This is a genomic window from Novosphingobium sp. AAP1 (genome assembly GCF_001295765.1).
GTDB classification, from domain to species: Bacteria; Pseudomonadota; Alphaproteobacteria; order Sphingomonadales; family Sphingomonadaceae; genus Novosphingobium; species Novosphingobium capsulatum.
Genome location: NZ_LJHO01000001.1, coordinates 63,878 through 89,331, shown reverse-complemented (window position 1 = coordinate 89,331; position 25,454 = coordinate 63,878). Strand labels below are relative to the sequence as shown.

Here is a 25,454-nt window from a genome sequence, read left to right as displayed (position 1 = left end):
GTGTTCAACCCTTCGTCGCTTGGGCCAGCGTCGCGGCCAGGGCCCGCGCGGCAAGGGGGATCTTGAAATCGTTGGCGCCAAACCCGCGCGCCTGGCGCAGCAGGATTTCGGCCGCCTGGTCGAACAGCGCGGGCGAGGGCTTCTCCCCGATCAGCGCCGCTTCCACGGCGCTGTCACGCCACGGCACGGTGCCCAGGCTGCCAAAAGCCAGCGCGCAGCGCGCAATGCGGCCTTCGTCCATGGTCACGTCTGCCGCCACGGACAAGAGGGCAAAGGCATAGGACGCGCGGTCGCGCACCTTGCGATAGACTTGGATTCCGCCGGTCGGCGCGGGCAGGCGCACTGCCGTGATCAGCTCGCCGGGCTGCAGCACGTTGTCGCGCGTCGGGTCATCGCCCGGCTCGCGGTGGAACATCGCCAGCGGAATCTGGCGGGGGCCGAACGGGCCTTCGGTCAGGACCACGGCATCAAGCGCGAGCAAGGCCACGGCCATGTCGCCGGGATAGGTGGCGATGCATGCATCGCTGGTGCCGAGCACGGCATGGATGCGGTTGAAACCGTCGCGCGCGGCGCAGCCGCTGCCGGGCGCGCGCTTGTTGCAGGCCTGCGTGGTATCATAGAAATAGCCGCAACGGGTACGCTGGCACAGGTTGCCGCCGGTGGTCGCGCGGTTGCGCAGCTGCGGGCTGGCGCCGGCCAGGATCGCCTGGGCCAGCAGTGGCCAATCCTGGCGCACGCGCATGTCTGCCGCACAATCGGCGTTGGTGACCAGCGCGCCGATGCGCAGGCCCGTGCCATCGGGCACAATGCTGTCGAGCCCGGTGCGGCGGATCGAGACGAGGCGCTCGGGCGTCGCCACCTGCAGCTTCATCAGATCAACCAGGTTGGTGCCGCCGGCAATCGCCGTCGCGCCCTGGCCCATGGCGCTGAGCGCGGCCGCTGCGTTTGCGGCATGATCGAGAGTGAAGGGCTTCATGCCAGCGCCTCCGCCCCGATGACTTCTTCCAGCGCGGCGATGATGTTGGAATAGGCGCCGCAGCGGCAGAGGTTGCCGCTCATCCGCTCGCGCAGTTCTTCGGCGGTGGGGATGGGTCGGGCGGCCACATCGGCGCTGACCGCGCTGGGCCAGCCCTGGGCCAGTTCGGCCATCAGCGCTTTGGCCGAACAGATCTGGCCGGGCGTGCAATAGCCGCACTGATAGCCATCATGCGATACGAACGCCTTCTGCAGCGGGGCAAGCGCGTCGGGCGTGCCGATGCCCTCGATCGTTTCGATGCTGTCGCCGTCATGCAGCGCGGCCAGCGAAAGACAGGAATTGATGCGCTTGCCATCGACCAGCACGGTGCAAGCGCCGCACTGGCCATGATCACAGCCCTTCTTGGTGCCGGTCAGGCCCAGGTCGTGGCGCAGCCAATCGAGGAGAGTGCGGCGGGGGTCTTGGGGCAGCGTCTGCGGCTGGCCGTTGACGTGCGCGGTTGGCAAAGTGGGGGCCATGGCCGGAAGCGGTCCTCGTCTTGGGGGAGAATGTGCGGTTCGAACGCGCAACAGGCGGCAACGATCCTGCACCGGGCAGAAAGGGCAGCGGCAGCCGCGCGCGCAGGGCTTGCCGCGCGCGGCGTGGCGTGTGAGGGAAATTCCCATCATGACCAACCCGATCCTGGCCACCGACAGCTACAAGCACAGCCACTTTCGCCAATATCCACCCGAAGCGCGGGTGATCAGCGCCTATGTGGAGGCGCGGGCCGGTGGGGCGAGCGACGTGGTTCTGTTCCTGGGGCTGCAACCCTATCTGATCGATTACCTGGGCCGCGCGGTGACCGGGGCGGATATCGACGAGGCCGAGGCCGTATGCGCCGCGCACGGCGTGCCGTTCAACCGCGCTGGCTGGCAGGCGATCGTGGATGACCACGGCGGCCACCTGCCGCTGGAAATCCGCGCCTTGCCCGAAGGCAGCGTGGTGCCGGCGGGCGTGCCGCTGGTGCAGGTGGAAAATACCGATCCGCGCATGCCCTGGCTCACCACCTTTGTCGAAACCGCGCTGCTGCGGGCGGTTTGGTATCCCAGCACCGTCGCCACGATGAGCTGGCAATGCCGCCAGGTGATCCGCGCCGGGCTGGAGCGAACGAGCGAGGACGTTGACGGGCAATTGCCGTTCAAGCTCCACGATTTTGGCGCGCGCGGGGTGAGCAGCGGGGAAAGCGCCGGGCTGGGCGGCCTGGCGCACCTCGTCAACTTCCAGGGCACCGACACGATGGAAGGGCTGCTCGCCGCGCGCCGCTATTACGGGGCAGACATGGCCGGCTTTTCCATTCCGGCGGCTGAACACAGCACGATGACCAGCTGGGGCGAAGCGCGCGAGGCAGATGCCTATCGCACCATGCTGGACGCATTCGATGGCCCTGGGCGGCTGGTTGCCGTGGTATCCGACAGCTATGACCTGGACGCGGCAGTGCAAGACATCTGGGGCAGCACGCTGCGCGACCATGTTCTGGCCCGCCAGGGTACGCTGGTAGTGCGCCCCGACAGCGGCGATCCGATCGAAACCCCGCTGCGCACGATTGCCAAGCTATGGGATGCCTTTGGCGGCACGACCAACGCCAAGGGCTTTCGCGTGCTCGACCCCCATGTGCGGGTGATCCAGGGCGACGGCATGACCGCCGAAACCATCGGCCGGTTGATCGAGCGGCTGATCGCGGCAGGCTTTGCCATCGACAATATCGCCTTTGGCATGGGCGCCGGCCTGTTGCAGAAGGTCAACCGCGATACGCTGCGCTTTGCCATGAAAGCCAATGCCATGCTTGATGCGCACGGCGTGTGGCATGACGTGTTCAAGCATCCTGCCACCGATCCCGCCAAGGCCAGCAAGGCCGGGCGCCAGGCGGTGGTGCTGCGCGATGGCGCGATGGTCGCCGCGCGGCGCGATGCGGTGGCGCCCGGTGATGACCTGTTGGTGCCGGTGTGGCGCAATGGCGAAATGCTGGTGCGGCATACATTCGACGCCGTGCGCGCGCGGGCCAAGGCAGGATTGGGTGGGTAGCCGCTCATGCAAAAGATCAAGCGGGACCCCGGACTTGATCCGGGGACCAGCTATTCCGTTTGAAATAAGCAAGCGCATGCGGGCGCGTGGAACTCGCTCGTACGGTTTTGGAGCTTAGCGGTCAATTTCCGGTGCTGAAGCGCGACGACGGGCTCGCACTGGATGAATTACATAAAGGATTATGACAAGCAAGTTGGCTAGTCGCAGGGTCATTTCGAGCGGCTTTCCTACCGCGGATCGAACGACAAAGTGCATTGGGAAAAGAAATTGCCCGATGAACACGGCGCAGAGTGAAATGCCAATCGCAAATCTTGTGCTGCGCTTCCAAGAAAACCTGACAGAAAAATACAGAATCGCGAATAAAATGAATTGCGACATTGCGCCGAAGATATCGGTCATAACGTTTTTCCTGCGGCTGGAGAACCTATCCTAGCGCAGTTTGCAATCCACGCAACTGGCCGCATCCCAGCGCTCAAACGCCGCTCCATCGCTCACACGCTGATCGGCGCCGGCGCGAAGCCTTCGGTGCCGAAGACGCGCAGATAGCGGGCGATTTCGGCTGGATCGCCGGTGGCCTTGGCGGGGTTGTCCGATAGTTTGACTGCGGGGCGGCCATTGGCGCTGGTGACCTTGCAGACCAGCGAGATCGGTTCGAGCGCGGTATCGCCATCGGGGGCGCAGCCGCGGAAATCGTTGGTGAGATTGGTGCCCCAGCCAAAGCTCATCCGCACGCGGCCGTGGAAGTGGCGATAGGTCTGCTCGATCGTGTCCACGTCCATCCCGTCGGAAAAGATCAGCAGGCGCTGGCGCGGATCGACGCCGTGCGCCTGCCACCAGGCGATGATCTGCTCGCCAGCGGGAATGGGCGGCGCGCTGTCGGGGCGAAAGCCGGTCCAGCCGGCCAGCCAATCGGGCGCGTGGCGCAGGAACGCGGTGGTGCCAAAGGCATCGGGCAGGGCGATCAGCAGGTTACCGTTGTAATGCTGGCGCCATTCTTCCAGCACGCGATAGGGCGCGCGGGCGAGATCGGCATCGCTTTGCGCCAATGCCGCAGCAACCATCGGGAGTTCATGGGCATTGGTGCCGATCGCCTCGAGATCGGCGTCCATCGCCAGGAGCACGTTGGACGTGCCGATGAAGCGCTCGCCCAGGCCTTCTTTCAGCGCCTCGACGCACCAGCGTTGCCACAGGAAACCATGGCGCCGCCGCGTGCCGAAATCGGAAAGGACCAGATCGGGCAGGGTGCGCAGCCGCTCCACCTTGTTCCACAGCTTGGCCTTGGCGCGGGCATAGGTCACATCGAGCGCGAACTTGCCCTTGTCGCGCAGTGCCGCGCGCGAGCGCAGTTCGTTGATGATCGTCAGGGCGGGGATTTCCCACATCGTGGTGTGGGTCCACGGGCCGGCGAAATGCAGTTCGAACTGCCCATCGTGCCGGCGCAATTCGTATTCGGGCAGATGGAAATCAGCCAGCCATGCCAGAAAATCGGGGCCGAACATCTGCTGGCGGCCATAGAAGCTGTTGCCGGCCAGCCAGATCAGCTCTTTCTTGGTAAACCGCACGGTGCGCGCGTGATCGAGCTGCGCGCGCAGTTCCGCCTCGTCGATCACATCGGCCAGGCGCACGCTGGTGGTGCGGTTGATCAGCGAAAAGGTGGTGGCCACATCCGGGTGCACATGCCGGATCATCTGCAGCATCAGCAGCTTGTAGAAATCGGTATCGAGCAGGCTGCGCACGATCGGATCGAGCCGGAAATTGTGATCGTAAGTGCGCCGGGCAATGTCGGTAAACGTCATGCCCTGTCCATACGCCATTGTTCGCGCATGGGAAGATGCGCCTGCCCACCATGCTGTGCGGGCAGGCGCGGAACGTGGTCAGCTAAAGGTCTGGCGCGGCAGGCCCAGCGGGTTGGTGGCCTGCAGCGCGGCGGGCAGCAGCGCATCGGGCAGCGCCTGGTAGCAGACCGGGCGCAGGAAGCGGTGGATCGCCATGGCGCCAACCGAGGTGGTGCGCCCGTCGCTGGTGGCGGGGAACGGACCACCATGGACCATGGTGCGGCTCACTTCCACGCCGGTGGGCCAGCCGTTGGCCAGGATGCGGCCTACCTTGCGTTCCAGCACCGGGATGAGCGGGGCGGCCAGGGCATGGTCCGCCTCATCCAGGTGCAGCGTGGCGGTCAGCTGACCTTCCAGCGCTTCGAGCAGTTGGGCGGTCTGCTCGGTGCTTTGCGCACGGACCACCAGCGAGGAGGGGCCGAACACTTCCTCGGTCAACACGGGATTGGCGAGCAGGTGGGCGGCATCGACAGTGAGCAGGCGCGCGGCGCCCTGTTGCGCGTCGCCATCGCTGCCGGCGGCCACCACAGTCACGCCCTCGCTGCCGGAAAGCGTGGCGATCCCCTTGGCATAGGCCGCCGCGATCGCGCCGGTCAGCATGACCTGCGGTGCAACGCCGGCCAGCGCCTGCGCGGCCGAGGCGAGGAAGCGATCCAGATCGGGGCTGTCGAGCGCGATGACCAGGCCCGGATTGGTGCAGAACTGCCCGGCAAACAGGCTGAGCGAGCCGACATAGGCCTTGCCCAGGTCTTCGGCGCGGGCGGCCAGCGCGGCGGGGAACAGCAGGACCGGATTGATCGACGACATTTCGGCATAGACCGGGATCGGCTCGGGCCGCGCGGCCGCCACGGCCATCAGCGCCAGGCCACCCCGGCGCGAACCGGTAAAGCCCACCGCCTTGATGGCCGGATCGGCCACCAACGCGGTGCCGATGTCGTTGCCCGGCCCCTGGACCAGGCTGAACACACCGCCGGGCAGGCCGCACTGGGCCACGGCCTCGGCAATGGCTTCGCCGGCCAGACGCGAGGTGCCGGGGTGGGCCGGGTGTGCCTTGACCACCACCGGGCAGCCGGCGGCGAGGGCAGAGGCGGTGTCGCCACCGGCAACGCTGAACGCCAGCGGGAAGTTGGATGCGCCGAACACCGCCACGGGGCCAAGCGCAATGGCGCGCGAGGCCAGCGCCGGGCGGGGAAGGGGCTGGCGATCGGGCAGGGCCGGCTCGATCATCGCGCCAGCCCAGGTGCCTTCGCGCACGACCGTGGCAAACAGCCGCAGCTGGCCGGTGGTGCGGCCCAGTTCGCCGGCCAGGCGGCCCTGCGGCAGGCCGGATTCCAGCATGGCGCGGGCGATGATTGCCTCGGCGCGGGCTTCCAGCGCGGTGGCAATCGCTTCCAGGAATGCAGCGCGCGCGGCCGGCGTGGTTTCGCGATAGGTATCGAATGCCGCGCCCGCCAGGGCACAGGCCTGCGCGATATCGGCCAGCGGCGTCACGGCAAAATCGCCGTCCAGCGCCTGGCCGGTGGCGGCGGCCACGCCAGTGAAGGTTTCGCTGCTGGTGCGGTTTTCCCCGCCGATCAGATAGGCACCGTTCATGGGCGCAAGTTCCTTTGCCGTTGTGCGCGGCAGCCCGCGCGGTCTGGTCACGGCAGATAGGGTGTTCAGTTTGGTTGCGCTACCATCAATATTGCCCGTGCGCGAGAAAGGCCGTGATCCGTGCCTCTTCATCGGCGATATCCAGGCCGCGCTGTGCCAGCCAGGTATCGTTGAAGCAGGTGGAGGCATAGCGTTCACCGGAATCGCACAGCAGCGTGACGATCGAGCCATGCTGGCCGGCACGGGCCATGTCGCTCGCCAGCCGCGCGCAGGCGATCAGGTTGGTGCCGGTCGATCCACCCACGCGGCGGCCAAGATGGCGCGACAGCGCACGCGCCGCCGCGATCGAGGCGGCGTCTTCGACCACTTCCATCCGGTCGATCACATTGGGCACGAACGAGGGTTCCACGCGCGGGCGACCAATCCCCTCGATCACGCTGCAGGCGCCATCCTTGCGCACGATCGCGCGATCGTGCCAGTGGCGGTGAAATACCGAATGGGCAGGATCGGCCACGCAGATGCGCGTAGCGTGGCGGTGATAGCGCACGAAGCGACCCAACGTGGCGGAGGTGCCGCCCGTGCCGGCACCACACACGATCCAGGTGGGGATCGGCGCCGGCTCGCGGGCCATCTGGGCAAAGATGCTTTCGGCGATGTTGTTGTTGCCGCGCCAGTCCGTCGCGCGTTCGGCAAAGGTGAACTGGTCCATGTAGTGGCCGCCGCGCTCATCGGCGAGGCGCTGCGCCTCGCCATAGACGGCGGTGGGATCGGCCACCTTGTGGCATTGCCCGCCCAGTGCCTCGATCGCGGCGATCTTTTCGGCCGCGGTGGTAGCGGGGATCACTGCAACGAACGGCAGGCCCAGCATGCGCGCGAAATAGGCTTCCGATACGGCGGTGGAGCCTGACGAGGCCTCGACCACGGTGGTGCCTTCGCCGATCCAGCCGCTGCATAGCGCGTGCAGGAACAGCGAGCGCGCCAGCCGGTGCTTGAGGCTGCCGGTCGGGTGGCTGCTTTCATCCTTGAGGTAGATGGCAACGCCGGGCAGCGCGGGCAGATCAAGCGGGATCAGGTGGGTATCGGCGCTGCGGGCATAGTCCGCCTCGATCCGCGCGATTGCCCAATCGGCCCAGCGGCGCGGCGGTGTGTCCATTCCGACCGTTGCCATCTGCCGTGCGTGCATTGCAAAAATCCCCTGCTCAAGATCCGCGTGCAGCATAGCAGCGGGAACAGGGCAGGAGGTTGCAAAGATTGCGGTGCATTGGCGTGCGTGTGCAATCCAGATGCGCGATCGTGAAATTTAGCGCACCTCCCTTGCAAGGGAGGTGCTGCCCGATCATTTCGGTTCGACGTGGCCGCCAAAACCATAACGCATGGCCGACAGCACCTTGTCGCCAAACGTGGTTTCCATGCGGCTGCGATAGCGGGCAAACAGCGCAGCCGAGAGCACGTAGGCCGGCACCGCTTCTTCCATCGCGGCTTCGACCGTCCAGCGGCCTTCGCCCGAATCCGCCACGTTGCCCGAGAACTGGTCGAGCGCATGGTCGCGCGCCAAGGCATCTGCCGTCAGATCGAGCAGCCAGGACGCGACCACGCTGCCGCGGCGCCAGGTTTCGGCGATATCGGGCAGATTGAGGTCAAAGCGTTCGTCTTCGGGCAGTTTGTCCGATGCCTTGGCCTTGAGGATATCGAACCCTTCGGCAAAGGCGGCCATCATGCCGTATTCGATGCCGTTGTGGACCATCTTGACGAAATGGCCCGCGCCCGCCGGCCCGGCGTGGAGGTAGCCCTTTTCCGGGCGCGGATCGGCATCGTCACCACGGCCGGCAGTGCGCTCGATCGCACCCATGCCCGGGGCCAGCGATTCCAGGATCGGGTCGATCACGGCGACGGCCTCTGCCGGCCCGCCAACCATCATGCTGAAGCCGCGGTCAAAGCCCCAGACGCCGCCAGACGTGCCCACGTCAACATAGGCGATGCCCTTGTCGGCCAAGGCCTTGGCGCGGCGGATATCGTCCTTGTAGAACGAATTGCCGCCGTCGATCAGGATGTCGCCAGGGGCGGCAAGATCGGCCAGTTGGGCGATGGTGGTTTCGGTGATCTCGCCAGCGGGCAGCATGACCCAGAACACCTTCTGGCCCTCGAACTTGGTGGCGGCATCCTCCAGCGAGGTAGCGGCAATCGCGCCATGCTCGGCGAGGGCAGCAACGGCCTCCTTGGCCACGTCGAACGCAACGATTTCATGGCCGGCACGCATCAGGCGGCGGGCAATCCCGGCGCCCATGCGGCCCAAGCCGATGATGGCAACACGCATGCAAGCAATCTCCTGTCGAACTTTTCAATCCGGCCGCGAGCCAGCGCCGGTTCCTGGACGGCTCAGCGGCTTTTCGCGATGGCCTCGTGCGCCAGCTTGACGACGTTGTCACGCGTGAAGCCGAACTTTTCCTGAAGTTTGGCAAGCGGGGCCGAGGCGCCGAAGGTGGACATGGTAACCATCGCCCCATCCATGCCGACATAGCGATCCCACCCCAGCGAGCCGGCTTGTTCCACCACCACGCGGGCGCGAACCGCGCGCGGCAGCACGCTTTCGCGCCAGGCGGCATCCTGTTTTTCAAAGCGATACCAGCTGGGCATGGATACCACGCGGGCCCGCACGCCCTGTTCGCACAGGGCACGCCAGGCCTCTACCACCAGCGGCAGTTCGGAGCCGGTGCCGATCAGGATGACCTCGGGATCGGCATCACCGGCGCCGGGGCAATCGGCCAGGACATAGGCGCCGCGCGCCACGCCGTCGGCACTGGCCATCTCGCTGCGGTCGAGCGTGGGAATGGCTTGGCGTGAGAGAATCAGTGCGGTGGGGGTGTGCGTGCTTTCCAGTGCCAGGCGCCAGGCCACGGCCACTTCATTGGCATCACCGGGGCGGATGGTGTCGAGGCCGGGAATGGCGCGCAGCGTGGCCAGGTGCTCGATCGGCTGATGCGTCGGGCCATCCTCGCCCACGCCGATGGAATCGTGGGTGAAGACAAACACCGTGGGCACTTCCATGATCGCGGCCAGGCGAATGGGTGCGCGCATATAGTCGGCAAAGACCAGGAACGTGGCGGTGTAGGGCCGCAGGTATGACAGCGCCATGCCGTTGGCGATCGCGCCCATGGCATGTTCGCGCACGCCGAAATGCAGGTTGCGGCCGGCGCGATCGTCTGGCGAGAACGAGGGCGCGCCGGTGATCTCGGTCTTGGTCGAGGGAGAGAGATCCGCCGCGCCGCCGATCAGCGCGGGCACATGCGGCGCCAGCGCATTGAGCACTTTGCCACCCGCCTCGCGCGAGGCGATGCCCTTGGCATCTGCGGGGAAGCTGGGCAGCGCATCCTGCCAGCCTTCGGGCAGGCGTCCGCCGCGCAGCAGGTCCAGTTCCTTGGCCAAGGCAGGATAGACCGCGCGATAGCGTTCGACCATCGCCTCCCACGCCTCGCGCAAGGGGCGGCCGCGCGCGTCGATCGCGCCGGAAAACGCCTCCTTCACGCCAACGGGCACGTAAAACGCCTTGTCCTGAGGCCAGCCATAAGCGGCCTTGGTGGCGCGCACGCCGTCTTCGCCCAGCGGCTCGCCATGGGCCTTGGCGCTGCCGGCGCGGGGGCTGCCCCAGCCGATGACCGAGCGGACGATGATCAGCGTGGGCCGGTCGGTGGTTTCGCGAAAGCGCGCGAATGCGGCGTGCAGGGCCGGCAGATCGTTGGCATCATCGACATGCAGCACCTGCCACCCGTAGGCGGCAAAGCGGGCGCCGACATCCTCGGTAAAGGCGATCTGGGTCGACCCTTCGATCGAGATGGTGTTGCTGTCATAGATCCAGCACAGGTTTGAGAGGCGCAGATGCCCGGCGAGCGATGCCGCTTCGCCCGAAACCCCCTCCATCATGTCGCCATCGCCGCACAGGGCATAGACGTTGTGATCGAACAGCGGGAATTCATCGCGGTTGAAATGCGCGGCCAGGCTCTGTTCGGCCATCGCCATGCCAACAGAATTGGCCACGCCCTGGCCCAGCGGGCCGGTGGTGGTCTCCACCCCGGTGGTCATGCGGTATTCGGGGTGGCCAGGGGTCTTGCTGTCCAACTGGCGGAACTGCTCGATATCGGCCAGGCTGACGGCGGGCTTGCCGGTCTTGGCGCCATGGGCGTCGATTTCTTCCACGCCGGCCAGATGCAGTACGGCATAGAGCAGCATCGAGGCGTGGCCAACCGACAGCACGAAGCGATCGCGGTTGGGCCAATCGGGGCAGGCCGGATCGGTGCGCAGCACATCGCGCCACAGGGCATAGGCCACCGGCGCTAGCGCCATCGGCGTGCCGGGATGGCCCGAATTGGCCTTTTGCACGGCGTCCATCGCCAGGGTGCGGATCGTGTCGATCGCCAGGCGATCGTCGTGCGACTGCATGTCGGCCGCCGGGGGGTGAAAGGTTGGGGCGCTGTCTGTCATCAAGGGATGTCCCGATAGGGCGGCCTGCGGCGCGCGGGGTATGAGGCAAGCAACGACCAAGGGCGTGCCCGGTTTCGCGGGCGTGGTGGGCCAACTGTGTTTTTTGCCTTTTTGTGCAGGAGCCTGTGCCGCGCTGCGGCGTTTGTTGCGGCATGGCGCTTGCCGACAAGAAGGATGCCGTGATGCCCCCTGCCGATCGACCCAACGACAGCCTGAGCGATGAAGATGCCTTGCGCGCGCGGGTTGATGCGGCGGTGCTGCCGCCGCCGATCGTTGGGTTCTGGCAGCGTGCGCATGTCCAGCTAAAACCCGATGCCACGCGCACCGTGCTGCGCCCGTTTGATCTGGCCTATCCCGAAGGCTTTGGCAAAGAGCCGGGTGACCGCGTGCGCGCCATCGTCGATCGCGTTGCCGGGCTTGACGAGGATGCGGTGACCCAGGCGCTGGCCTATATGAAGGAACTGCTCGACGCGCGGCATCGCGATGTACTTGCCACGCTGGAGCGGCGGGTGAGCGAGATCACCGCCATCGCCCCGCAGACCGCGCAACTGGGCATCGGCCAGCGCCTGCTGGTGGGCGGCATGTTCCTGCAGGAATACGCGTTCGAGGCGGCGGCCCTGTTCAATCCCACGATCGTGCCGGCGCCTGATCAAAGCGACGCGCCGCCCGGCGGCATGCGCTTTATCTGCGCGCTGCGTGGCATTGGGGAGGGGCACGTATCCTCGATCACCTTCCGCACCGGCTGCTGGGACGGCGCTGCCGGGGTGACGATCGATCCGCCCGCGCCACTGGCCGCCTCGCCGCGCATCGATGCGCAGGACGAGGATGGCACCGCACTGCGCCTGCATTTCGATAGCGCGCAAGACGTGTCGGAAGCCGTGCTCTTTCCGATGACGGCGGCGCAGGCACGCGGGTTGGAAGACCTGCGCCTGGTGCAGTTCACGCAGGACGATGGCACGGCCTGCTATCACGGCACGTTTACCGCGTTCGACGGGGTGGCCGGGCGCACGCAGATGCTCTCGACCAGCGATTTCCGCCGGTTCGACATTCGCACCCTGACCGGGCGCGTGGCGGTGAACAAGGGCATGGCGCTGTTCCCGCGCAAGGTGGGCGGGCGCTATGCCATGATCGGGCGGCAGGACAACGAGAACATCTGGCTGATGCGATCGGACAGCCTGTGGCACTGGGACGAGGCGGAGCGGATCGTCTGCCCGCGCCATGTCTGGGAATTCGTGCAGATGGGCAATTGCGGCCCGCCGATCGAGATCGATGAGGGCTGGCTGCTGATGACCCACGGCGTGGGCCCGGTGCGCAACTACACCATCGGCGCGGTGCTGCTCGATCGTGATGACCCATCGCGTGTGATGGGCCGGGCGCGCCTACCACTGCTGCGCCCCGGCCCGGAGCAGCGCGACGGCTATGTGCCCAACGTCGTCTATAGCTGCGGCAGCCTGGTGCTCGGCCGCCGCCTGCTGGTGCCCTATGGCATTGCCGACAACTTCGCGAGCTTTGTCAGTTGCGATCTCGATCCACTGCTGGCGGAGATGGATTGACCTATATCGTATTGCGATATAACTGCCGGCGCCGAGGAGAACGCCATGGCAGATCACACATCATCCCGCGAATGGGCCGCGCCGCGCTGGCGCAAGGCCGATCACAGCGCCGATATGCGCATGGTGGTGCTGGCGGCGATGGCCATGGTGGTGGGCACCGGCGGCGCGCTGGGTGCCTGGGCGCTGATGCGGTTGATTGCCATCGCCACCAACCTGTTCTGGTTTGGCCGGCTGTTTACGGCGCCGGTCGTTCCCGGTGACGCGCATCTGGGCGTGTTGATCGTGGCAGTGCCGGTGGTGGGCAGCCTGATCGTGGGCGTGATGGCGCGCTATGGCTCTGACAAGATCAGGGGCCACGGCATTCCCGAGGCGATCGAGACGATCCTCTATGGCGAAAGCCGGCTCTCGCTCAAAGTCGCGCTGCTCAAACCGCTGTCGTCGGCCATTTCGATCGGCAGCGGCGGCCCGTTTGGCGCGGAGGGGCCGATCATCATGACCGGCGGGGCGATCGGTTCGCTGTTTGCGCAGTGCTTTCATCTCAGCGCGGCCGAGCGCAAGACACTGCTGGTGGCGGGCGCCGCAGCCGGGATGACCGCGATCTTTGCCACTCCGCTCGCTGCCGTGCTGCTGGCGGTGGAAGTGCTGCTGTTCGAATGGAAGCCACGCAGCTTCGTGCCGGTGGTGATGGCGGTGCTGGTGGCCCATGCCTGGCGGCCGCTGCTGCTGGGCGCTGGGCCGATGTTTGCCCTGGCGCCTGGCGTGGCCCCGGTGCCGGGAATCTTGGGCCTGGCCGGTGCCCTGGCGCTGGGCTTGGTCGTCGGGCTGGAAGCGGCGGCGCTGTCGTGGCTGCTCTATCGCGTGGAAGACCTGTTCCACCGCCTGCCGCTGCACTGGATGTGGTGGCCGGCGCTGGGCGCGGTGGCCGTGGGCCTGGGTGGCCTCGCCGATGCGCGCGTGCTGGGTGCGGGCTATGGCACGATCCAGGCGCTGCTGGATGGCGCCCTGCCGGTGCGGGTGGTGATGACGCTGCTGTTGCTCAAAGCCACGGTGTGGCTGGTGGCGCTGGGATCGGGCACGTCGGGCGGCGTTCTGGCGCCATTGCTGATCCTGGGCGGCGCGGCCGGGTTCCTCGCGGGCCAGGTGCTGCCCGGCGGAGCGCCGGCCTGGGCTCTGCTGGGCATGGCCGCGATCATGAGCGGGGCGATGCGCGCACCGCTAACCGGCGCGCTGTTCGCCGCAGAGCTTACCGGGCGGTTTGACCTGCTGCCCGCCGCGCTGCTGGCTGCAGGGGCTGCCTATGGCGCCAGCGTGCTGATCATGCGGCGTTCCATCCTGACGGAGAAGATCGCGCGGCGCGGACGGCATATCCTGCAGGAATACACGGTCGACCCGCTCGATCTGGTGCAGGCCGGGCAGATCATGGCCCAAGGCGTCGATACCCTGCCCGGCACGATGACGATCGCACAGGCGACGCAATTCCTGTCGGGCCCGGCGCGCTATCGCAGCTATCCGGTGGTCGATGCTGCCGGGGTGCTGCTCGGCATGGTGTCGCGCGCCGATGCGCTGCGCTGGCAGGGTGACGTGGCTCTGGCCGAGGTGCGCCTGGCCGATGCCGTGTCTGACGCCGGGCAGATGGTGGTGCATGCCGATACGCCGGCGGGGGCCGTCGCTGACCTCATCCTGGAAAGCGGCGAGGGCCGCCTGCCGGTGGTGGAACCGGGCAGCGGCCGCGTAATCGGGCTTGTCACGCGGCACGATCTGCTCAAGGCACGGCACCGCGCGCAGCAGGCCGAAACCGCCCGCAGCCGCTTTGCCGCCATGCCTGCCTGAAGAGACGCGCCGCCGATGACCGAGCCTGATCCTATGCCAGCGCCGCTGGGCGATGAAGACTATGCCGCGCTGGCCGATTTCCGCTTTGCGCTGCGCCAGTTCCACGCCTTTAGCGAGGCGCACGCGCAGGCCGCCGGCCTCACCCCGCAACAGCACCAGGCGCTGCTGGCCATTCGCGCCGGGCAGGCCGGCACGGTAACCGTGGGCCATGTTGCCGAGCGGCTGATCCTCAAGCCCCACAGCGCCACGGGCCTGATCGATCGCCTGGTCGCCCTGGGCCTGGTGGAGCGGCGGCCGGCTCCAAACGATCGCCGCCAGGCGCTGCTGGCATTGACGCCGCAGGCCGATGCGGCGCTGGCCGCGCTTTCGGCGGTGCACCGTGAAGAGATCAGGCGCTTGCGCCCCATGCTGACGGCGCTGTTGGCGCGCGTTGACCGCATCGGCGGCGCGGCGCAGGAGGGGTAAGGGACAATGCACGGGGGAGACTACGGGGCGTGAGCACAAGCGCGCGTTGGCATGGCGCCTTTGGCTGGGCGGGGGTGCAGCCGCGCCCGGCGGCCTGGCGCCTGGTTCATGCCTTTATCGGTGCCGTGTTCGGCATTTTCATCACGGGCTTTGTCATGCATCGCTGGGCAGCGGGGCAGGCCGTCTCGGTGCCGCTGCTGGTGGCGCCGATGGGTGCCTCGGCCGTGCTGCTGTTCGGCGTGCCGGCCAGCCCGCTGGCGCAGCCCTGGGCGATCATCGGCGGCAACACGGTTTCGGCGCTGTGCGGCATCTTCTGGGCGCGATCTTTAGGCGATCCGACGCTGGCAGCCGGCCTGGCGGTGGCGAGCGCGATCGTGATGATGAGCCTGCTGCGCTGCCTGCATCCGCCCGGCGGCGCCGTGGCGCTGACGGCGGTGATCGGTGGCCCGGCGATCGCGGCGGCAGGCTGGCATTTCGCGCTGATGCCAGTGGCCATCAACTGCCTGCTGCTGGTGGCGGCCGGCTGGCTCTATAACCTCGCCACGAGGGGCAATTATCCCCACCATGTTCGCGCCGTGGCAGACCCCGCCACTGCGCCGGCCGCCGGCTATACCATGGCGGACGTGGAAGCGGTGCTGGCGCAATACGATGAACTGCTCGACGTCAGCAGCGAAGACCTCGACGCGCTGTTCCGCCAGGTGGAGGGGCGCGCCTATCGCCGCCTGCACGGGGTGATCCGCTGCGAACAGATCATGCGTGCTGACGCCACCACGATCGCCCCTGACGCGCTGTTGGATGTGGCGGCGCGCACGCTGGCTGCCCATGGCGAAAGCCTGCCGGTGGTGCGGGCCGACGGCCATGTTGCCGGCCTGTTGCGCGCCGACCAACTGGCTGTGGCCGCCGCCAGCGCTGGGCAGGATGCAACGGTTGCGTCTGTGATGGACGCAGCCCCGTGCCTGGCCAGCCCGGACCGTGCGATCGATGAACTGCTGCCGATCCTGTCGGGAGGCCTGCACCGCGAAGCCGTGGTGGTGGACGGGCAAGGCCGCTTCCTCGGCCTGATTGCCCAAACCGACCTACTCGCCGCCCTGTGGCGCGGGCACATTGCCGAGGAAATCGCGCGGCATGCGGGATGAGGCGTTGCAGCTATGATCCAAAGGTTCAAGCGGGACCCCGGATCAAGTCCGGGGTGACGGTAAGTTCATAGATTATCTATATTTCCTCGTGACCCCGGACTTGATCCGGGGGCCCGCTGTTTTGTCGGCGCATCCCGTCAGGCGAACCCCTAGCGCGCGGCGGCCTGGCGTAGCCACGCGTTGACTCGCGCCACGTCGGCGGGAAGGGGGCGGGACAGCGGCTCTACCAGATGGTAGCCACGCGGGCTTGATAGCGGTCGCTCGGTCAGGCGCACCAGGTTGCCGGCGCGCACCAGATCGTCGATCAGCGGGGACCAGCCCAGCGCCACGCCCTGGCCGAGCATCACGGCCTGCAACACGATCTGATAGTTGTTGAACGCCAGTTCCTGCTTGGTGGCGGGCGGTGGCACGCCCATGCCGGCAAACCAGTCTGCCCAGTCGAACCAGCGGGTTGGCCCCGCGCCGCGCAGATGCAGCAGGCGCATGCCGGCCAGTTCTGCCGGGGGCAGCGGGGCTGTGCGCGTGCCGAGATAGCTCGGCGCGCAGACCGGAAAGACCTCTTCGGCAAACAGGCGATGGGCGCGGCAACCGGGCCATTGGCCATTGCCGAACAGCACGGCAAGGTCGAACTCGGTGCCCAGCGCGTCGCTTGTGCCCTGCCAGGTGATCAGGCGGATTTCCACTTCGGGCATCAGGTCGCTCAACTCGCCGATGCGCGGCATCAGCCACCATGCGGCAAAGCCGAAATCGGTGAGGATCGTGACAGTGCGGGTGCCCTTGTGCCGCCGCGCGCTGGCCACGCCGCTGGCCAGGGACTGCAGCCCTTCTTCCACGCGCGGCAGCAGCCGCTCTCCCGCCTGCGTCAGTTCCACGCCGCGATGGTGGCGGGCAAACAGCGTCACGCCCAGTTCTGCCTCAAGATGGCCGATATGCTGGCTGATCGCGGCCTGGGTCATCGCCAGTTCGCGTGCCGCGCCCGAAAAGGTGCCGCGCCGGGCCGCGGCCTCGAACACCAAAAGGCCGCGCAGAGGCAGGCGTGCATAGGTTCCAGGCGCAAGCTCCACTTATGCCCCCTTAAGCAGGCAACGGCTTCACCGCTGCTCTGCCTTGGTTCTAGCTTATGCCTTGCGATTTGCCAGAAGGGATTGATGGGGATGACCGAGGCGCCGAATTTTCTGTTCCTCATGGCCGACCAGATGATGGCCGATGCCTTGCCGTTCATGGGGCAATGGCCGGTCCATGCGCCACGGCTGGCGGCGCTGGCAGAACGTGGCGTGGTCTTTGCCAATGCCTATTGCCCCAGCCCGCTGTGCGCGCCCTCGCGCTTTTCGCTGATGGCCAGCCAGTTGCCCTCGCGCATCGGTGCCTATGACAATGCCGCCGAATTTGCCGCCGATACGCCCACGATGGCGCATTATCTGCGCGCTGGCGGGTGGCACACGATCCTGGCGGGCAAGATGCATTTCGTTGGCCCCGACCAGTTGCACGGGTTTGAAGAGCGGCTGACCACCGACATCTATCCTGCCGATTTCGGCTGGACGCCCGACTGGTCGCGCCCCGATCATCGGCCAACCTGGTATCACTCGATGGATTCGGTCGTCACTGCCGGGCCGACGGTGCGCACCAACCAGATCGATTTCGACGAGGAAGTGGTTTTCACCGCGCGGCGCAAGCTGTTCGACATTGCGCGCGATCCGGCGAAGCGGCCGTTTTTCCTGGTCGCCTCGCTCACCCATCCGCACGATCCCTTTGCCATCCAGCGCCGCTATTGGGACCTCTATGACGGCGTCGAAATCCCCATGCCGCGCATCGGGCGCGGTGACGTGGTTGATGATCCCCATGCCCAGCGGCTGCGCCATGTGTGCGGCACCGATCTGATGCCGGTGACCGAGGAACAAGTGCGAGCCGCGCGGCGCGCCTATTTCGGCGCGATCAGCTTTGTCGACGAACAGTTCGGCCTGATCCTCGACACGCTGGAAGAAACCGGCCTGGCTGAAAACACCGTGGTGGTGGTGAGCGGCGACCATGGCGAGATGCTGGGCGAGCGTGGGCTGTGGTACAAGATGAACTTCTTCGAAAACGCCGCGCGGGTGCCGCTGCTGGTCCATGCCCCGGCCCGCTTTGCCACGCGGCGGGTAGAGGCGGCGGTGTCGACCCTCGATATTCTGCCCACGCTGCTCGATCTGGCGGGATTGCCGCCTGCCGATGCGGCCCCGATCGACGGGCACAGCCTGGTGCCGCATCTGCGCGGCGAAGACGGCCACGACCTGGCGCTGGGTGAATACCTGGGCGAAGGGGCGATCGCGCCAGTGGTAATGATCCGGCGCGGCGACTGGAAGTTCGTGCATTGCCCGACCGATCCTGACCAGCTTTACAACCTGGCCGACGATCCTGGCGAGACCTGCAACCTGGCAGCAGAGCCGGCCCAGGCCGATCGCGTGGCGGCCTTGCGGGCCGAAGTGGCCAAGCGCTGGAACCTGCCGCTGATCGAAACACAGGTGCTGGCCAGCCAGAAACGCCGCCATCTGGTGGCGCGGGCCAATGCGGCCGGCGCCTTGACCCATTGGGACCACCAGGTGCCGCGCGATGCCTCGCGCGAGTATATCCGCGCGCATATGGATCTGGAATTGCTGGAAGCGGTTGCGCGCTTCCCGCGCGTGCGCTTCGATTGATCGCCTGGCAGGCCAGCGCATCGCGCACATACGGGGGGACGCGGCAATGGGGGTAGCGATGGCAGGATCGGCCGATGCGGCCCCCGGCACTGTGGCGGCGGGATCGGGCGGCCCGCGCCCGGCGCTCTCGCTCGCGGCGATCGGTGCGGGTACGGCCGCGGCGCATATCGGCAACAATTTCACCACCTTCCTGGTGGGCGGGTTGATTGATGCCTATGGCTTTACCGCCGGGGCGATGGGCCTGTTCGCGATGCTGGAAACGCTGGCCTATGGCGCGGCGATGTTGGGCGTGGCGCGCTGGGGCAGCCGGCTGGCGCCGCGTTGGTTGGCGCTGGGCAGCACGGTGCTGGTGGTGGCGGCCCAGGCGCTTTCCGGGCTTGGCGGGGTCTTGCCGCTGCTGCTGGCCGGGCGGCTGGCCACCGGCTTTGGCTTTGGCGTGATGAACGGGGCGGTCAACCTTGCCGCCGGGCGCACCGCGCATCCGGCGCGGGCCATTTCGGTGGGGATCGCCTGCCAGACCGTGCTGTTTGCCCTGGTCAACATTGCCTTGCCGCAGGTGGCGGCGCGCCATGGCCTGATGGCGATGTTTGGCGCGCTGGCTGGTCTGTCCTTGCTGCTCGGCCTGGGCACGCTGGCGCTGCCGGCCACGGCCTTGCCCAAGCCTGCCGGCGCGAGGGCGCAGCGGCCGATCAGCCCGGCGGGATGGCGCCTGTTGCTGGCCATGGGCCTGTTTGCCGGGGGCAGCCTGTCGATCTGGCCGTTCATGGAACGCGCCGCCCACGCCATTGGCCTGCCCGCCACCACGTTTGGCTGGTTTCAATCGCTGGCCACGATCACCAGCGCCCTGGGCAATGCCGCGCTGGCCGTGGCGATCACCCGCCTGCCGCGCCGCGCGCTATTGGGCGGTGGGTTGGTTGCTTGTGCGCTGTCGTGCGCGCTGCTGACCACGGCGGGCATTGCCTGGGTCTTTGCCGTGGCGCTGGTGGTGTTCAATGCCAGCTGGTTCATCGCCTATCCGATGCTGCTGGGCCTGGCCTATGACCAGGAACCTGATGGCCGGCTGGCGGTGATGATGACGGCCACCTGGCTGCTGGCGCAATCGGTGGGCGCGCTGGGGGCGGGCCTGCTGGCCGATGCCACGGGATCGTTTGCCGGGGTCGGGCTGGTGGGGTTTGCCGGTTGCGCGCTGGCGCTGGGCCTGGCCATGCCGCTGGCGCGCGCCCGGCCGCACTGTCCCTGAGATGGTCTGCGCCCTTGACAGTGTGGCTGGGGCGCTCTCTGTGCTGGGGGAATGACCGCCGCCGCCGATCCTTCGCCGCCCGCCCTGCCGATGCACGAGCGCATCCGCCAGGAAATCGAGGGCCGCATCCTGGCCGGTGACTTGCGCCCGGGCGAACGCATTCCGTCGGAACTCGAGCTGATGGCGCACTATGGCTGCGCGCGGATGACGGTGAACAAGGCGCTGTCACGTCTGGCGGAAAGCGGGTTGCTCGATCGGCGCAAGCGTGCCGGCACATTCGTGGCGCGGCCGCGCACGGTTTCCATGGTGCTGGATATTCCCGATCTGGCGCAGGAAGTGCAGGGGCGCGGGCAGGCCTATGGCTTTCGCCTGCTGTCGCGCAGCCTGGGTGATACCGCCAGCGATGCAGAGGCGGCGGCCGAACTCGGCCCGGTCGGCCCGATCCTGCGGCTGTCGGGCCTGCACCTTGCCGATGGCGCGCCGCTGGCCTTGGAAGAGCGCGTGATCAACCTGGCGCTGGTTCCCGGCATGGCCGAGGTGGATTTCACCACCGATCCCCCTGGCGGCTGGCTGTTGCGGCACATTCCCTGGACCGAGGCGGAAAACCGCATCGGTGCGGTGTCGGCCAGCCGCGACCAGGCCCGCGCGCTGGGCGTGGCGCCGGGCGCCGCCTGCCTGGTGGTGGCGCGGCACACCTGGCGCGGGGCCGATAGCGTCACGTTCGTGCGTCAGACATTCGTGGCGGGCGCCTATGAACTCGTGGCGCGGTTCGGTCCGACGCGATAGGCCGTGATCTTGCGTTGATTGCGCCAATACTGCACGATTGGCGCATGGACAGGATCGATCACCGCATTCTTGCGCATCTTCAGGCCGATGCCTCGGCCAGCCATGCTGACCTGGCAGAGGCTGTGCACCTTTCGCCCTCGCAGTGTTCACGTCGCATCGCCCGCCTGCGCGAAACCGGGGTGATCCGGGGGCAGGTGGCCCTGCTCGACGAAGCGGCGCTGGGCCTGGGGGTCGAGGCCTATGTCACTGTCACCATGGCGTCCTATGCGCGCGAGGTGGTGGGCGGCTTTCACGAGCGGATCGCCGGCCTGCCCGCCGTGGTCGATTGCTGCGCGCTGACCGGGGACGCGGACTATCTGCTGCGCATCGTGGCGCACGATTTGGCCGCCTTCACGACCCTGCTCAACGAAGAGATCCTGGGCCATGGCGATGTGGCTAACTTGCGCTCGTCCATCGTGCTCGACCGGATCAAGCGGACCACCGCGCTGCCATTGCCTGCGCCGCATGGTTGACGCGTTCAAGGGCTCCGTTATGCGCTGATCACGCAGGCATAGGCGGTTTTACGTCCAACTTCGCGCGGACCGTGCATCGCCTTTGGGCTAGAATGTCTCCAAACACGGTGGCTGCCGCGCCGGCACGCCCCTGCTGGTGGAGAGACACGCGCCATGGCCGCATCGACCGATCTGTTTGAAAACCCCCTGGGCCTCGACGGGTTCGAATTCATCGAATTTGCCAGCGCCGATCGCGGCAGCCTGGGCCCGGTGTTCACCGCCATGGGCTTTACCCACATCGCTAACCACCGCAGCAAGGATGTGGAACTGTGGCGGCAGGGCGGGATCAACCTGATCGCCAACTATGAAAAGCGCAGCCCGGCTGCCTATTTTGCGGCCGAGCATGGCCCCTCGGCCTGCGGCATGGGCTGGCGTGTGCGCGATGCGGCCAAGGCCTATGCCGCCGCGCTGGAACGCGGGGCAGAGCCGGTCGACGTGAAGACCGGCCCGATGGAACTGCGCATTCCCGCCATTCGCGGCATCGGCGGATCGATCATCTACCTGGTCGATCGCTATCACGGCGGGCAGTTCGGTGACCTGTCGATCTATGACATCGATTTCGTCTATCTGCCGGGGGTGGATCGCCAGCCGGTGGGCGCGGGTTTCCACACGATCGATCACCTCACGCACAATGTCTATGGCGGGCGCATGGCGCACTGGGCCAGCTTCTACGAGCGCGTGTTCGGCTTCCGCGAGATCCGCTATTTCGACATCAAGGGCGAATACACCGGCCTCACCAGCCGGGCGATGACCGCGCCCGATGGCAAGATCCGCATCCCTCTCAATGAGGAATCGCAAAAGGGCGGCGGCCAGATCGAAGAGTTCTTGCGCGCCTACAATGGCGAAGGCATCCAGCACATCGCCTTTGCCTGCGACGACTTGATCGCCGGCTGGGACACGCTCAAGGCCAGCGGCACCCCTTTCATGACGCCGCCCCCCGCCACCTATTACGAGATGCTGGAAGAGCGCCTGCCCGGCCACGGCGAGCCGGTGGACGAACTGCAGAAGCGTGGCATCCTGCTCGATGGTTCCACCGTGCAGGGCGATCCGCGCCTGCTGCTGCAGATCTTTTCGGAAACGCAGATCGGCCCGGTGTTCTTTGAATTCATCCAGCGCAAGAAGGACGAGGGCTTTGGTGAGGGCAATTTCACCGCCCTGTTCGAAAGCATGGAGCGCGACCAGCTGCGCCGCGGTGTGCTCAAGGTGGGGGAGGATGCCTGATGGACGCGATGTCAACCGCTGCGCCTGACAGCACGGCGCTGAATACGCAGCCCCCACTGCTCGGCGGGGTGCATCACGTTGCCTATCGTTGCCGCGATGCCAAGGAAACGGTGGAGTGGTACGGCCGCGTGCTCGGCATGGCCTATACCACGGCCTTTGCCGAGGATCATGTGCCATCCACCGGTGCGTTCGATCCCTACATGCACGTGTTCCTCGATGCCGGCGCGGGCAATGTGCTGGCGTTTTTCGAGTTGCCCAACCAGCCCGAGATGGGCCGCGATCCGGCCACGCCGGCCTGGGTGCAGCACCTGGCCTTCAAGGTGGCTGACGAAGCCACGCTGCTGCGCGCCAAGGCCCATATCGAGGCGCAGGGCATCGACGTGCTTGGCCCCACCTGGCACGGCCTGTTCAAGTCGATCTATTTCTTCGACCCCAATGGCCACCGCCTGGAACTGGCCTGCGATATCGGCACGGCCGAACAGGTGGACATGGCCCGCGCCGTGGCGCCGGCCATGCTGGAGGAATGGGCGCAGACCCGCCGCGCCCCGCGCCACGCCGCCTGGCTGCACGCGCAGCCGGACGAGGGCAACCAGGCATGATCGACCACACCCACGATCCCCGCACGCAAAGCTGGGTAGACGGCGCCGCCGGCCATCCCGATTTCCCGGTACAGAACCTGCCGCTGGGCGTGTTCTCGCACAAGAATGGCGACACGGGCCCGCGCATCGCCACCGCGATCGGTGATCATGTGGTCGATCTCGCCGGCCTTGCCGCCGATGGCGCGCTGCCGGCCGGGCTGGCTGCGGCGCTGGCGCAACCCACGCTCAACGCCCTGTTCCGTCTGGCCGAGGCAGACCGCGTGGCGCTGCGCCATGCGCTGTTCGCGCTGCTGTCGAGCGAGCGTTGCCGCCTGAAAGTGACGCCGCATCTCTATCCGGCGGCCGATGTCGTGCTGCATCTGCCGTTTGCGATCGGCGATTACACCGATTTCTATGTCGGCATCCATCACGCCACCGCCATCGGCAAGCTGTTCCGCCCCGATAATCCCTTGCTGCCCAACTACAAGCATGTGCCGATCGGCTATCACGGCCGGGCGTCTTCGGTGCGGGTTTCGGGCACGCCGGTGGTGCGGCCATGGGGCCAGCTTAAGGCGCCCGATGCCGATGCGTCCGTCCATGCTCCGTGCCGGCGCCTGGACCACGAGCTGGAACTGGGCCTGTGGATCGCCGGCGACAATGATCTGGGCGCGCCGGTGCCGATCGGCACGGCGTGGGAGCGGATCGGCGGCCTCTGCCTGCTCAACGATTGGTCGGCGCGCGATATCCAGGCCTGGGAATACCAGCCGCTGGGGCCGTTTTTGGCCAAGAACTTTGCCACCACGGTCTCGCCCTGGGTGATCACTGCCCAGGCACTGGCCCCGTTCCGCACCGCGCCACAGCCGCGGCCGGCAGGCGATCCGCAGCCATTGCCCTATCTGCGCGAGGAGGGCGAAGGCGCCCTGGCGATTACCCTGGAAACCACGCTGCGCACCGCCGCCATGCGCGCGGCCGGGCTGCCGCCGCACCGGCTCAGCCACGGCAACAGCCACGCGGCGATGTATTGGACGCCGGCGCAGATCGTGGCGCACCATGCCTCGAACGGTTGCGATCTGCATGCCGGCGATCTGCTCGGCACGGGCACGCTGTCTGGCCCCACGCCCGAAAGCGCGGGCAGCCTGATGGAACTGAGCCAGGGCGGCAAGGCGCCGCTGCCCCTGCCGGGCGGGGAAAGTCGCACTTTCCTGGAAGACGGCGACGAACTGGCGCTCCATGCCCGGGCAGAGCGGGATGGCTTTGCCACGATCGGGTTTGGCCGATGCGAGGGGCAGATCATGCCGGCGCGCCAGCCGTGGGCCTGACGCTTCACGGCTATTGGCGTTCCGGCGCGGCCTGGCGGGTGCGCCTTGCGCTGGCGCTCAAGGGGCTGGAGCATGCCACCTGCGCGCACGACTTGCGCACCGGTGCGCAGCGGGCCGATGCCTATCGGCAGTTCAATCCGCAGGGCCTGGTGCCCGCGCTCGATCTGGGCGAGGCCGGCGTGCCGCCGCTGACGCAGTCGCTGGCGATCATCGAATGGCTGGAGGAAACCCACCCGGCACCCGCGCTGCTGCCGGCCGATGCGCTGGGCCGCGCGCGGGTGCGGGCGATGGCCCAGATCATTGCATGCGACGTGCACCCGCTGGGCAACTTGCGCGTGTTGCAGGCTCTCAAGGGAGGTATCGGCGCCAGCGAAGACCAGGTGCAGGCCTGGCTGGCGCGCTGGATAGGGGATGGCCTCGCCGCGCTGGAGGCCATGGTCACGCGCTGGGGCGGCGGCTTTGCCTATGGCGATGCGCCGGGTCTGGTCGAATGTTGCCTGGTGCCGCAGCTTTATTCCGCCCGCCGCTTTGGCGTGTCGCTCGATGCCTTTCCCCGCCTGGTGGCGATCGATGCGCGCTGTGCCGCGCTGCCCGCCTTTGCCGTCGCCCACCCCGCTGTCCAGGCAGACGCCGATCAGGCGTGATCGGCGGCTGATGCGCCTGGTGCCTCGGCCACGGCCGGCGGAAACGGAAAGCGTCCGTCCTGCACCACCTGTTCCAGCGCGCTGGCGTTGAGGATCAGGCCGCTATCGGTAACGATGCGGAAGCTTTTGCGCGTGTCGATGTTCCAGCGCAGCATCAGGCGGACGATCTTGGCCAGCGGTTCGGGCCGCACACTTTCCACTTTAATGAAGGGCTTGGGCTCGGCCTCACTGTGTGTGGCAGACCATTCAAGCCAGGCACGCTGCGTCCAGTCGATGGTCATGACCGCCCCCCATTATTGCGGTGCAAATGAAACTAAATGCACAGCAAAAGTTGTGGTCCCGTGTCAAACCTTAGACATTTCGGCAGATATTGCAATCGGCCGTCCCGCAAACCCGGCTTGAATTGTAATATTGCGCTGCGCTGCAACAATAATGGCGGCGGTGCGCAAGGGCTTGAACACCTGGTCTTTCCGTGAAAAGAATAAGTTCGATGCCCTAACGATTGTGATGATCACGAC

Annotated in this window: 24 protein-coding genes; 13 read left to right on the top strand and 11 right to left on the bottom strand. The window is 67.1% G+C overall.

Annotation, left to right across the window (positions count from 1 at the left end):
- Positions 1–4: 4 nt before the first annotated feature.
- Positions 5–976: a xanthine dehydrogenase family protein subunit M gene (locus tag IP65_RS00380; RefSeq protein ID WP_054130376.1), complete on the bottom strand. Its 972-nt coding sequence runs from the start codon at positions 974–976 to the stop codon at positions 5–7.
- Entirely contained in the window at positions 973–1,494 is a 522-nt protein-coding gene (locus tag IP65_RS00375; RefSeq protein WP_054130375.1) for a 2Fe-2S iron-sulfur cluster-binding protein, read from the bottom strand. The genes IP65_RS00380 and IP65_RS00375 overlap by 4 nt, the downstream gene beginning before the upstream one ends.
- Positions 1,495–1,642: 148 nt before the next feature.
- On the opposite strand from IP65_RS00375, the gene IP65_RS00370 reads away from it, so the two are divergent.
- Positions 1,643–3,037 carry a nicotinate phosphoribosyltransferase gene (locus IP65_RS00370; RefSeq protein ID WP_054130374.1) on the top strand — a complete coding sequence of 465 codons (1,395 nt, stop codon included), beginning with the start codon at positions 1,643–1,645 and terminating at the stop codon, positions 3,035–3,037.
- Between the two features lie 114 nt (positions 3,038–3,151).
- On the opposite strand, the gene IP65_RS21190 is transcribed toward IP65_RS00370, so the two are convergent.
- From IP65_RS21190 to tkt, 6 genes are all read right to left on the bottom strand, one after another.
- On the bottom strand, positions 3,152–3,436 hold the full coding sequence (locus IP65_RS21190) for a hypothetical protein (protein ID WP_133726790.1): 285 nt from the start codon (positions 3,434–3,436) through the stop codon (positions 3,152–3,154).
- Between the two features lie 92 nt (positions 3,437–3,528).
- The gene (gene pncB / locus IP65_RS00365) at positions 3,529–4,833 is read right to left on the bottom strand and encodes a nicotinate phosphoribosyltransferase (RefSeq protein WP_054130373.1); all 1,305 of its coding nucleotides are present in this window, start codon (positions 4,831–4,833) and stop codon (positions 3,529–3,531) included.
- A 78-nt stretch (positions 4,834–4,911) separates the two neighbouring features.
- Positions 4,912–6,465, bottom strand: coding sequence for an aldehyde dehydrogenase (NADP(+)) (locus IP65_RS00360; protein WP_054130372.1), 1,554 nt, complete (start codon positions 6,463–6,465; stop codon positions 4,912–4,914).
- 85 nt (positions 6,466–6,550) lie between these two features.
- Positions 6,551–7,618 carry a PLP-dependent cysteine synthase family protein gene (locus tag IP65_RS00355; protein ID WP_054130838.1) on the bottom strand — a complete coding sequence of 356 codons (1,068 nt, stop codon included), beginning with the start codon at positions 7,616–7,618 and terminating at the stop codon, positions 6,551–6,553.
- Between the two features lie 183 nt (positions 7,619–7,801).
- Positions 7,802–8,788 (bottom strand): phosphogluconate dehydrogenase (NAD(+)-dependent, decarboxylating), encoded by a 987-nt coding sequence (gnd, locus tag IP65_RS00350; protein ID WP_327195994.1) that lies wholly within the window; start codon positions 8,786–8,788, stop codon positions 7,802–7,804.
- Positions 8,789–8,841: 53 nt separating this feature from the next.
- Positions 8,842–10,941: a transketolase gene (tkt, locus tag IP65_RS00345; protein ID WP_028657384.1), complete on the bottom strand. Its 2,100-nt coding sequence runs from the start codon at positions 10,939–10,941 to the stop codon at positions 8,842–8,844.
- Between the two features lie 152 nt (positions 10,942–11,093).
- On the opposite strand from tkt, the gene IP65_RS00340 reads away from it, so the two are divergent.
- Genes IP65_RS00340 through IP65_RS00325 form a run of 4 tightly spaced genes read left to right on the top strand, consistent with a single transcriptional unit; the run spans position 11,094 to position 15,925 of the window.
- The gene (locus tag IP65_RS00340) at positions 11,094–12,494 is read left to right on the top strand and encodes a glycoside hydrolase family 130 protein (protein ID WP_022674534.1); all 1,401 of its coding nucleotides are present in this window, start codon (positions 11,094–11,096) and stop codon (positions 12,492–12,494) included.
- Positions 12,495–12,539: 45 nt separating this feature from the next.
- Complete coding sequence (locus IP65_RS00335; RefSeq protein WP_054130370.1) at positions 12,540–14,324, top strand: chloride channel protein; 1,785 nt, start codon at positions 12,540–12,542, stop codon at positions 14,322–14,324.
- 15 nt (positions 14,325–14,339) lie between these two features.
- Positions 14,340–14,789: a MarR family winged helix-turn-helix transcriptional regulator gene (locus IP65_RS00330; RefSeq protein ID WP_231627466.1), complete on the top strand. Its 450-nt coding sequence runs from the start codon at positions 14,340–14,342 to the stop codon at positions 14,787–14,789.
- A gap of 29 nt (positions 14,790–14,818) precedes the next feature.
- Positions 14,819–15,925 (top strand): HPP family protein, encoded by a 1,107-nt coding sequence (locus IP65_RS00325; protein WP_231627465.1) that lies wholly within the window; start codon positions 14,819–14,821, stop codon positions 15,923–15,925.
- A gap of 149 nt (positions 15,926–16,074) precedes the next feature.
- Here the strand turns inward: IP65_RS00325 and IP65_RS00320 are convergent, their stop codons facing one another.
- A complete protein-coding gene (locus IP65_RS00320; protein ID WP_022678150.1) occupies positions 16,075–16,989 on the bottom strand; it encodes a LysR substrate-binding domain-containing protein in 915 nt (304 codons plus the stop codon).
- Between the two features lie 90 nt (positions 16,990–17,079).
- Between IP65_RS00320 and betC the strand changes: the two genes are divergently transcribed.
- The 8 genes from betC (at position 17,080) to maiA (ending at position 24,936) form a co-directional block, all read left to right on the top strand.
- Positions 17,080–18,597 carry a choline-sulfatase gene (gene betC / locus IP65_RS00315; RefSeq protein ID WP_054130368.1) on the top strand — a complete coding sequence of 506 codons (1,518 nt, stop codon included), beginning with the start codon at positions 17,080–17,082 and terminating at the stop codon, positions 18,595–18,597.
- A 58-nt stretch (positions 18,598–18,655) separates the two neighbouring features.
- Positions 18,656–19,837, top strand: coding sequence for an MFS transporter (locus IP65_RS00310; RefSeq protein ID WP_054130367.1), 1,182 nt, complete (start codon positions 18,656–18,658; stop codon positions 19,835–19,837).
- 51 nt (positions 19,838–19,888) lie between these two features.
- The gene (gene hutC / locus IP65_RS00305) at positions 19,889–20,623 is read left to right on the top strand and encodes a histidine utilization repressor (protein WP_054130366.1); all 735 of its coding nucleotides are present in this window, start codon (positions 19,889–19,891) and stop codon (positions 20,621–20,623) included.
- 44 nt (positions 20,624–20,667) lie between these two features.
- Entirely contained in the window at positions 20,668–21,135 is a 468-nt protein-coding gene (locus IP65_RS00300; protein ID WP_054130365.1) for an Lrp/AsnC family transcriptional regulator, read from the top strand.
- 153 nt (positions 21,136–21,288) lie between these two features.
- Positions 21,289–22,395 (top strand): 4-hydroxyphenylpyruvate dioxygenase, encoded by a 1,107-nt coding sequence (hppD, locus tag IP65_RS00295; RefSeq protein WP_054130364.1) that lies wholly within the window; start codon positions 21,289–21,291, stop codon positions 22,393–22,395.
- Positions 22,395–22,994 carry a VOC family protein gene (locus IP65_RS00290; protein ID WP_369801204.1) on the top strand — a complete coding sequence of 200 codons (600 nt, stop codon included), beginning with the start codon at positions 22,395–22,397 and terminating at the stop codon, positions 22,992–22,994. The genes hppD and IP65_RS00290 overlap by 1 nt, the downstream gene beginning before the upstream one ends.
- The gene (fahA, locus tag IP65_RS00285) at positions 22,991–24,292 is read left to right on the top strand and encodes a fumarylacetoacetase (protein ID WP_054130363.1); all 1,302 of its coding nucleotides are present in this window, start codon (positions 22,991–22,993) and stop codon (positions 24,290–24,292) included. The genes IP65_RS00290 and fahA overlap by 4 nt, the downstream gene beginning before the upstream one ends.
- Entirely contained in the window at positions 24,250–24,936 is a 687-nt protein-coding gene (gene maiA / locus IP65_RS00280; RefSeq protein WP_197279189.1) for a maleylacetoacetate isomerase, read from the top strand. The genes fahA and maiA overlap by 43 nt, the downstream gene beginning before the upstream one ends.
- Here maiA and IP65_RS00275 read toward each other — a convergent pair.
- Together IP65_RS00275 and IP65_RS21630 are read right to left on the bottom strand one after the other, a co-directional pair.
- Complete coding sequence (locus IP65_RS00275; protein WP_054130362.1) at positions 24,927–25,217, bottom strand: hypothetical protein; 291 nt, start codon at positions 25,215–25,217, stop codon at positions 24,927–24,929. The two genes, maiA and IP65_RS00275, sit on opposite strands and share 10 nt — an antisense overlap.
- A gap of 63 nt (positions 25,218–25,280) precedes the next feature.
- A complete protein-coding gene (locus IP65_RS21630; protein WP_158442017.1) occupies positions 25,281–25,451 on the bottom strand; it encodes a hypothetical protein in 171 nt (56 codons plus the stop codon).
- Positions 25,452–25,454 lie beyond the last annotated feature (3 nt).

What these genes read in the sequence shown, in the direction of transcription:
- IP65_RS00380 (WP_054130376.1), bottom strand. Translation starts at nt 976, where the DNA reads ATGAAGCCCTTCACTCTCGATCATGCCGCAAACGCAGCGGCCGCGCTC.
- IP65_RS00375 (WP_054130375.1), bottom strand. Translation starts at nt 1,494, where the DNA reads ATGGCCCCCACTTTGCCAACCGCGCACGTCAACGGCCAGCCGCAGACG.
- IP65_RS00370 (WP_054130374.1), top strand. Translation starts at nt 1,643, where the DNA reads ATGACCAACCCGATCCTGGCCACCGACAGCTACAAGCACAGCCACTTT.
- IP65_RS21190 (WP_133726790.1), bottom strand. Translation starts at nt 3,436, where the DNA reads ATGACCGATATCTTCGGCGCAATGTCGCAATTCATTTTATTCGCGATT.
- pncB (WP_054130373.1), bottom strand. Translation starts at nt 4,833, where the DNA reads ATGACGTTTACCGACATTGCCCGGCGCACTTACGATCACAATTTCCGG.
- IP65_RS00360 (WP_054130372.1), bottom strand. Translation starts at nt 6,465, where the DNA reads ATGAACGGTGCCTATCTGATCGGCGGGGAAAACCGCACCAGCAGCGAA.
- IP65_RS00355 (WP_054130838.1), bottom strand. Translation starts at nt 7,618, where the DNA reads ATGGACACACCGCCGCGCCGCTGGGCCGATTGGGCAATCGCGCGGATC.
- tkt (WP_028657384.1), bottom strand. Translation starts at nt 10,941, where the DNA reads ATGACAGACAGCGCCCCAACCTTTCACCCCCCGGCGGCCGACATGCAG.
- IP65_RS00340 (WP_022674534.1), top strand. Translation starts at nt 11,094, where the DNA reads ATGGCGCTTGCCGACAAGAAGGATGCCGTGATGCCCCCTGCCGATCGA.
- IP65_RS00335 (WP_054130370.1), top strand. Translation starts at nt 12,540, where the DNA reads ATGGCAGATCACACATCATCCCGCGAATGGGCCGCGCCGCGCTGGCGC.
- IP65_RS00330 (WP_231627466.1), top strand. Translation starts at nt 14,340, where the DNA reads ATGACCGAGCCTGATCCTATGCCAGCGCCGCTGGGCGATGAAGACTAT.
- betC (WP_054130368.1), top strand. Translation starts at nt 17,080, where the DNA reads ATGACCGAGGCGCCGAATTTTCTGTTCCTCATGGCCGACCAGATGATG.
- IP65_RS00310 (WP_054130367.1), top strand. Translation starts at nt 18,656, where the DNA reads ATGGCAGGATCGGCCGATGCGGCCCCCGGCACTGTGGCGGCGGGATCG.
- hutC (WP_054130366.1), top strand. Translation starts at nt 19,889, where the DNA reads ATGACCGCCGCCGCCGATCCTTCGCCGCCCGCCCTGCCGATGCACGAG.
- IP65_RS00300 (WP_054130365.1), top strand. Translation starts at nt 20,668, where the DNA reads ATGGACAGGATCGATCACCGCATTCTTGCGCATCTTCAGGCCGATGCC.
- hppD (WP_054130364.1), top strand. Translation starts at nt 21,289, where the DNA reads ATGGCCGCATCGACCGATCTGTTTGAAAACCCCCTGGGCCTCGACGGG.
- IP65_RS00290 (WP_369801204.1), top strand. Translation starts at nt 22,395, where the DNA reads ATGGACGCGATGTCAACCGCTGCGCCTGACAGCACGGCGCTGAATACG.
- fahA (WP_054130363.1), top strand. Translation starts at nt 22,991, where the DNA reads ATGATCGACCACACCCACGATCCCCGCACGCAAAGCTGGGTAGACGGC.
- maiA (WP_197279189.1), top strand. Translation starts at nt 24,250, where the DNA reads ATGCGAGGGGCAGATCATGCCGGCGCGCCAGCCGTGGGCCTGACGCTT.
- IP65_RS00275 (WP_054130362.1), bottom strand. Translation starts at nt 25,217, where the DNA reads ATGACCATCGACTGGACGCAGCGTGCCTGGCTTGAATGGTCTGCCACA.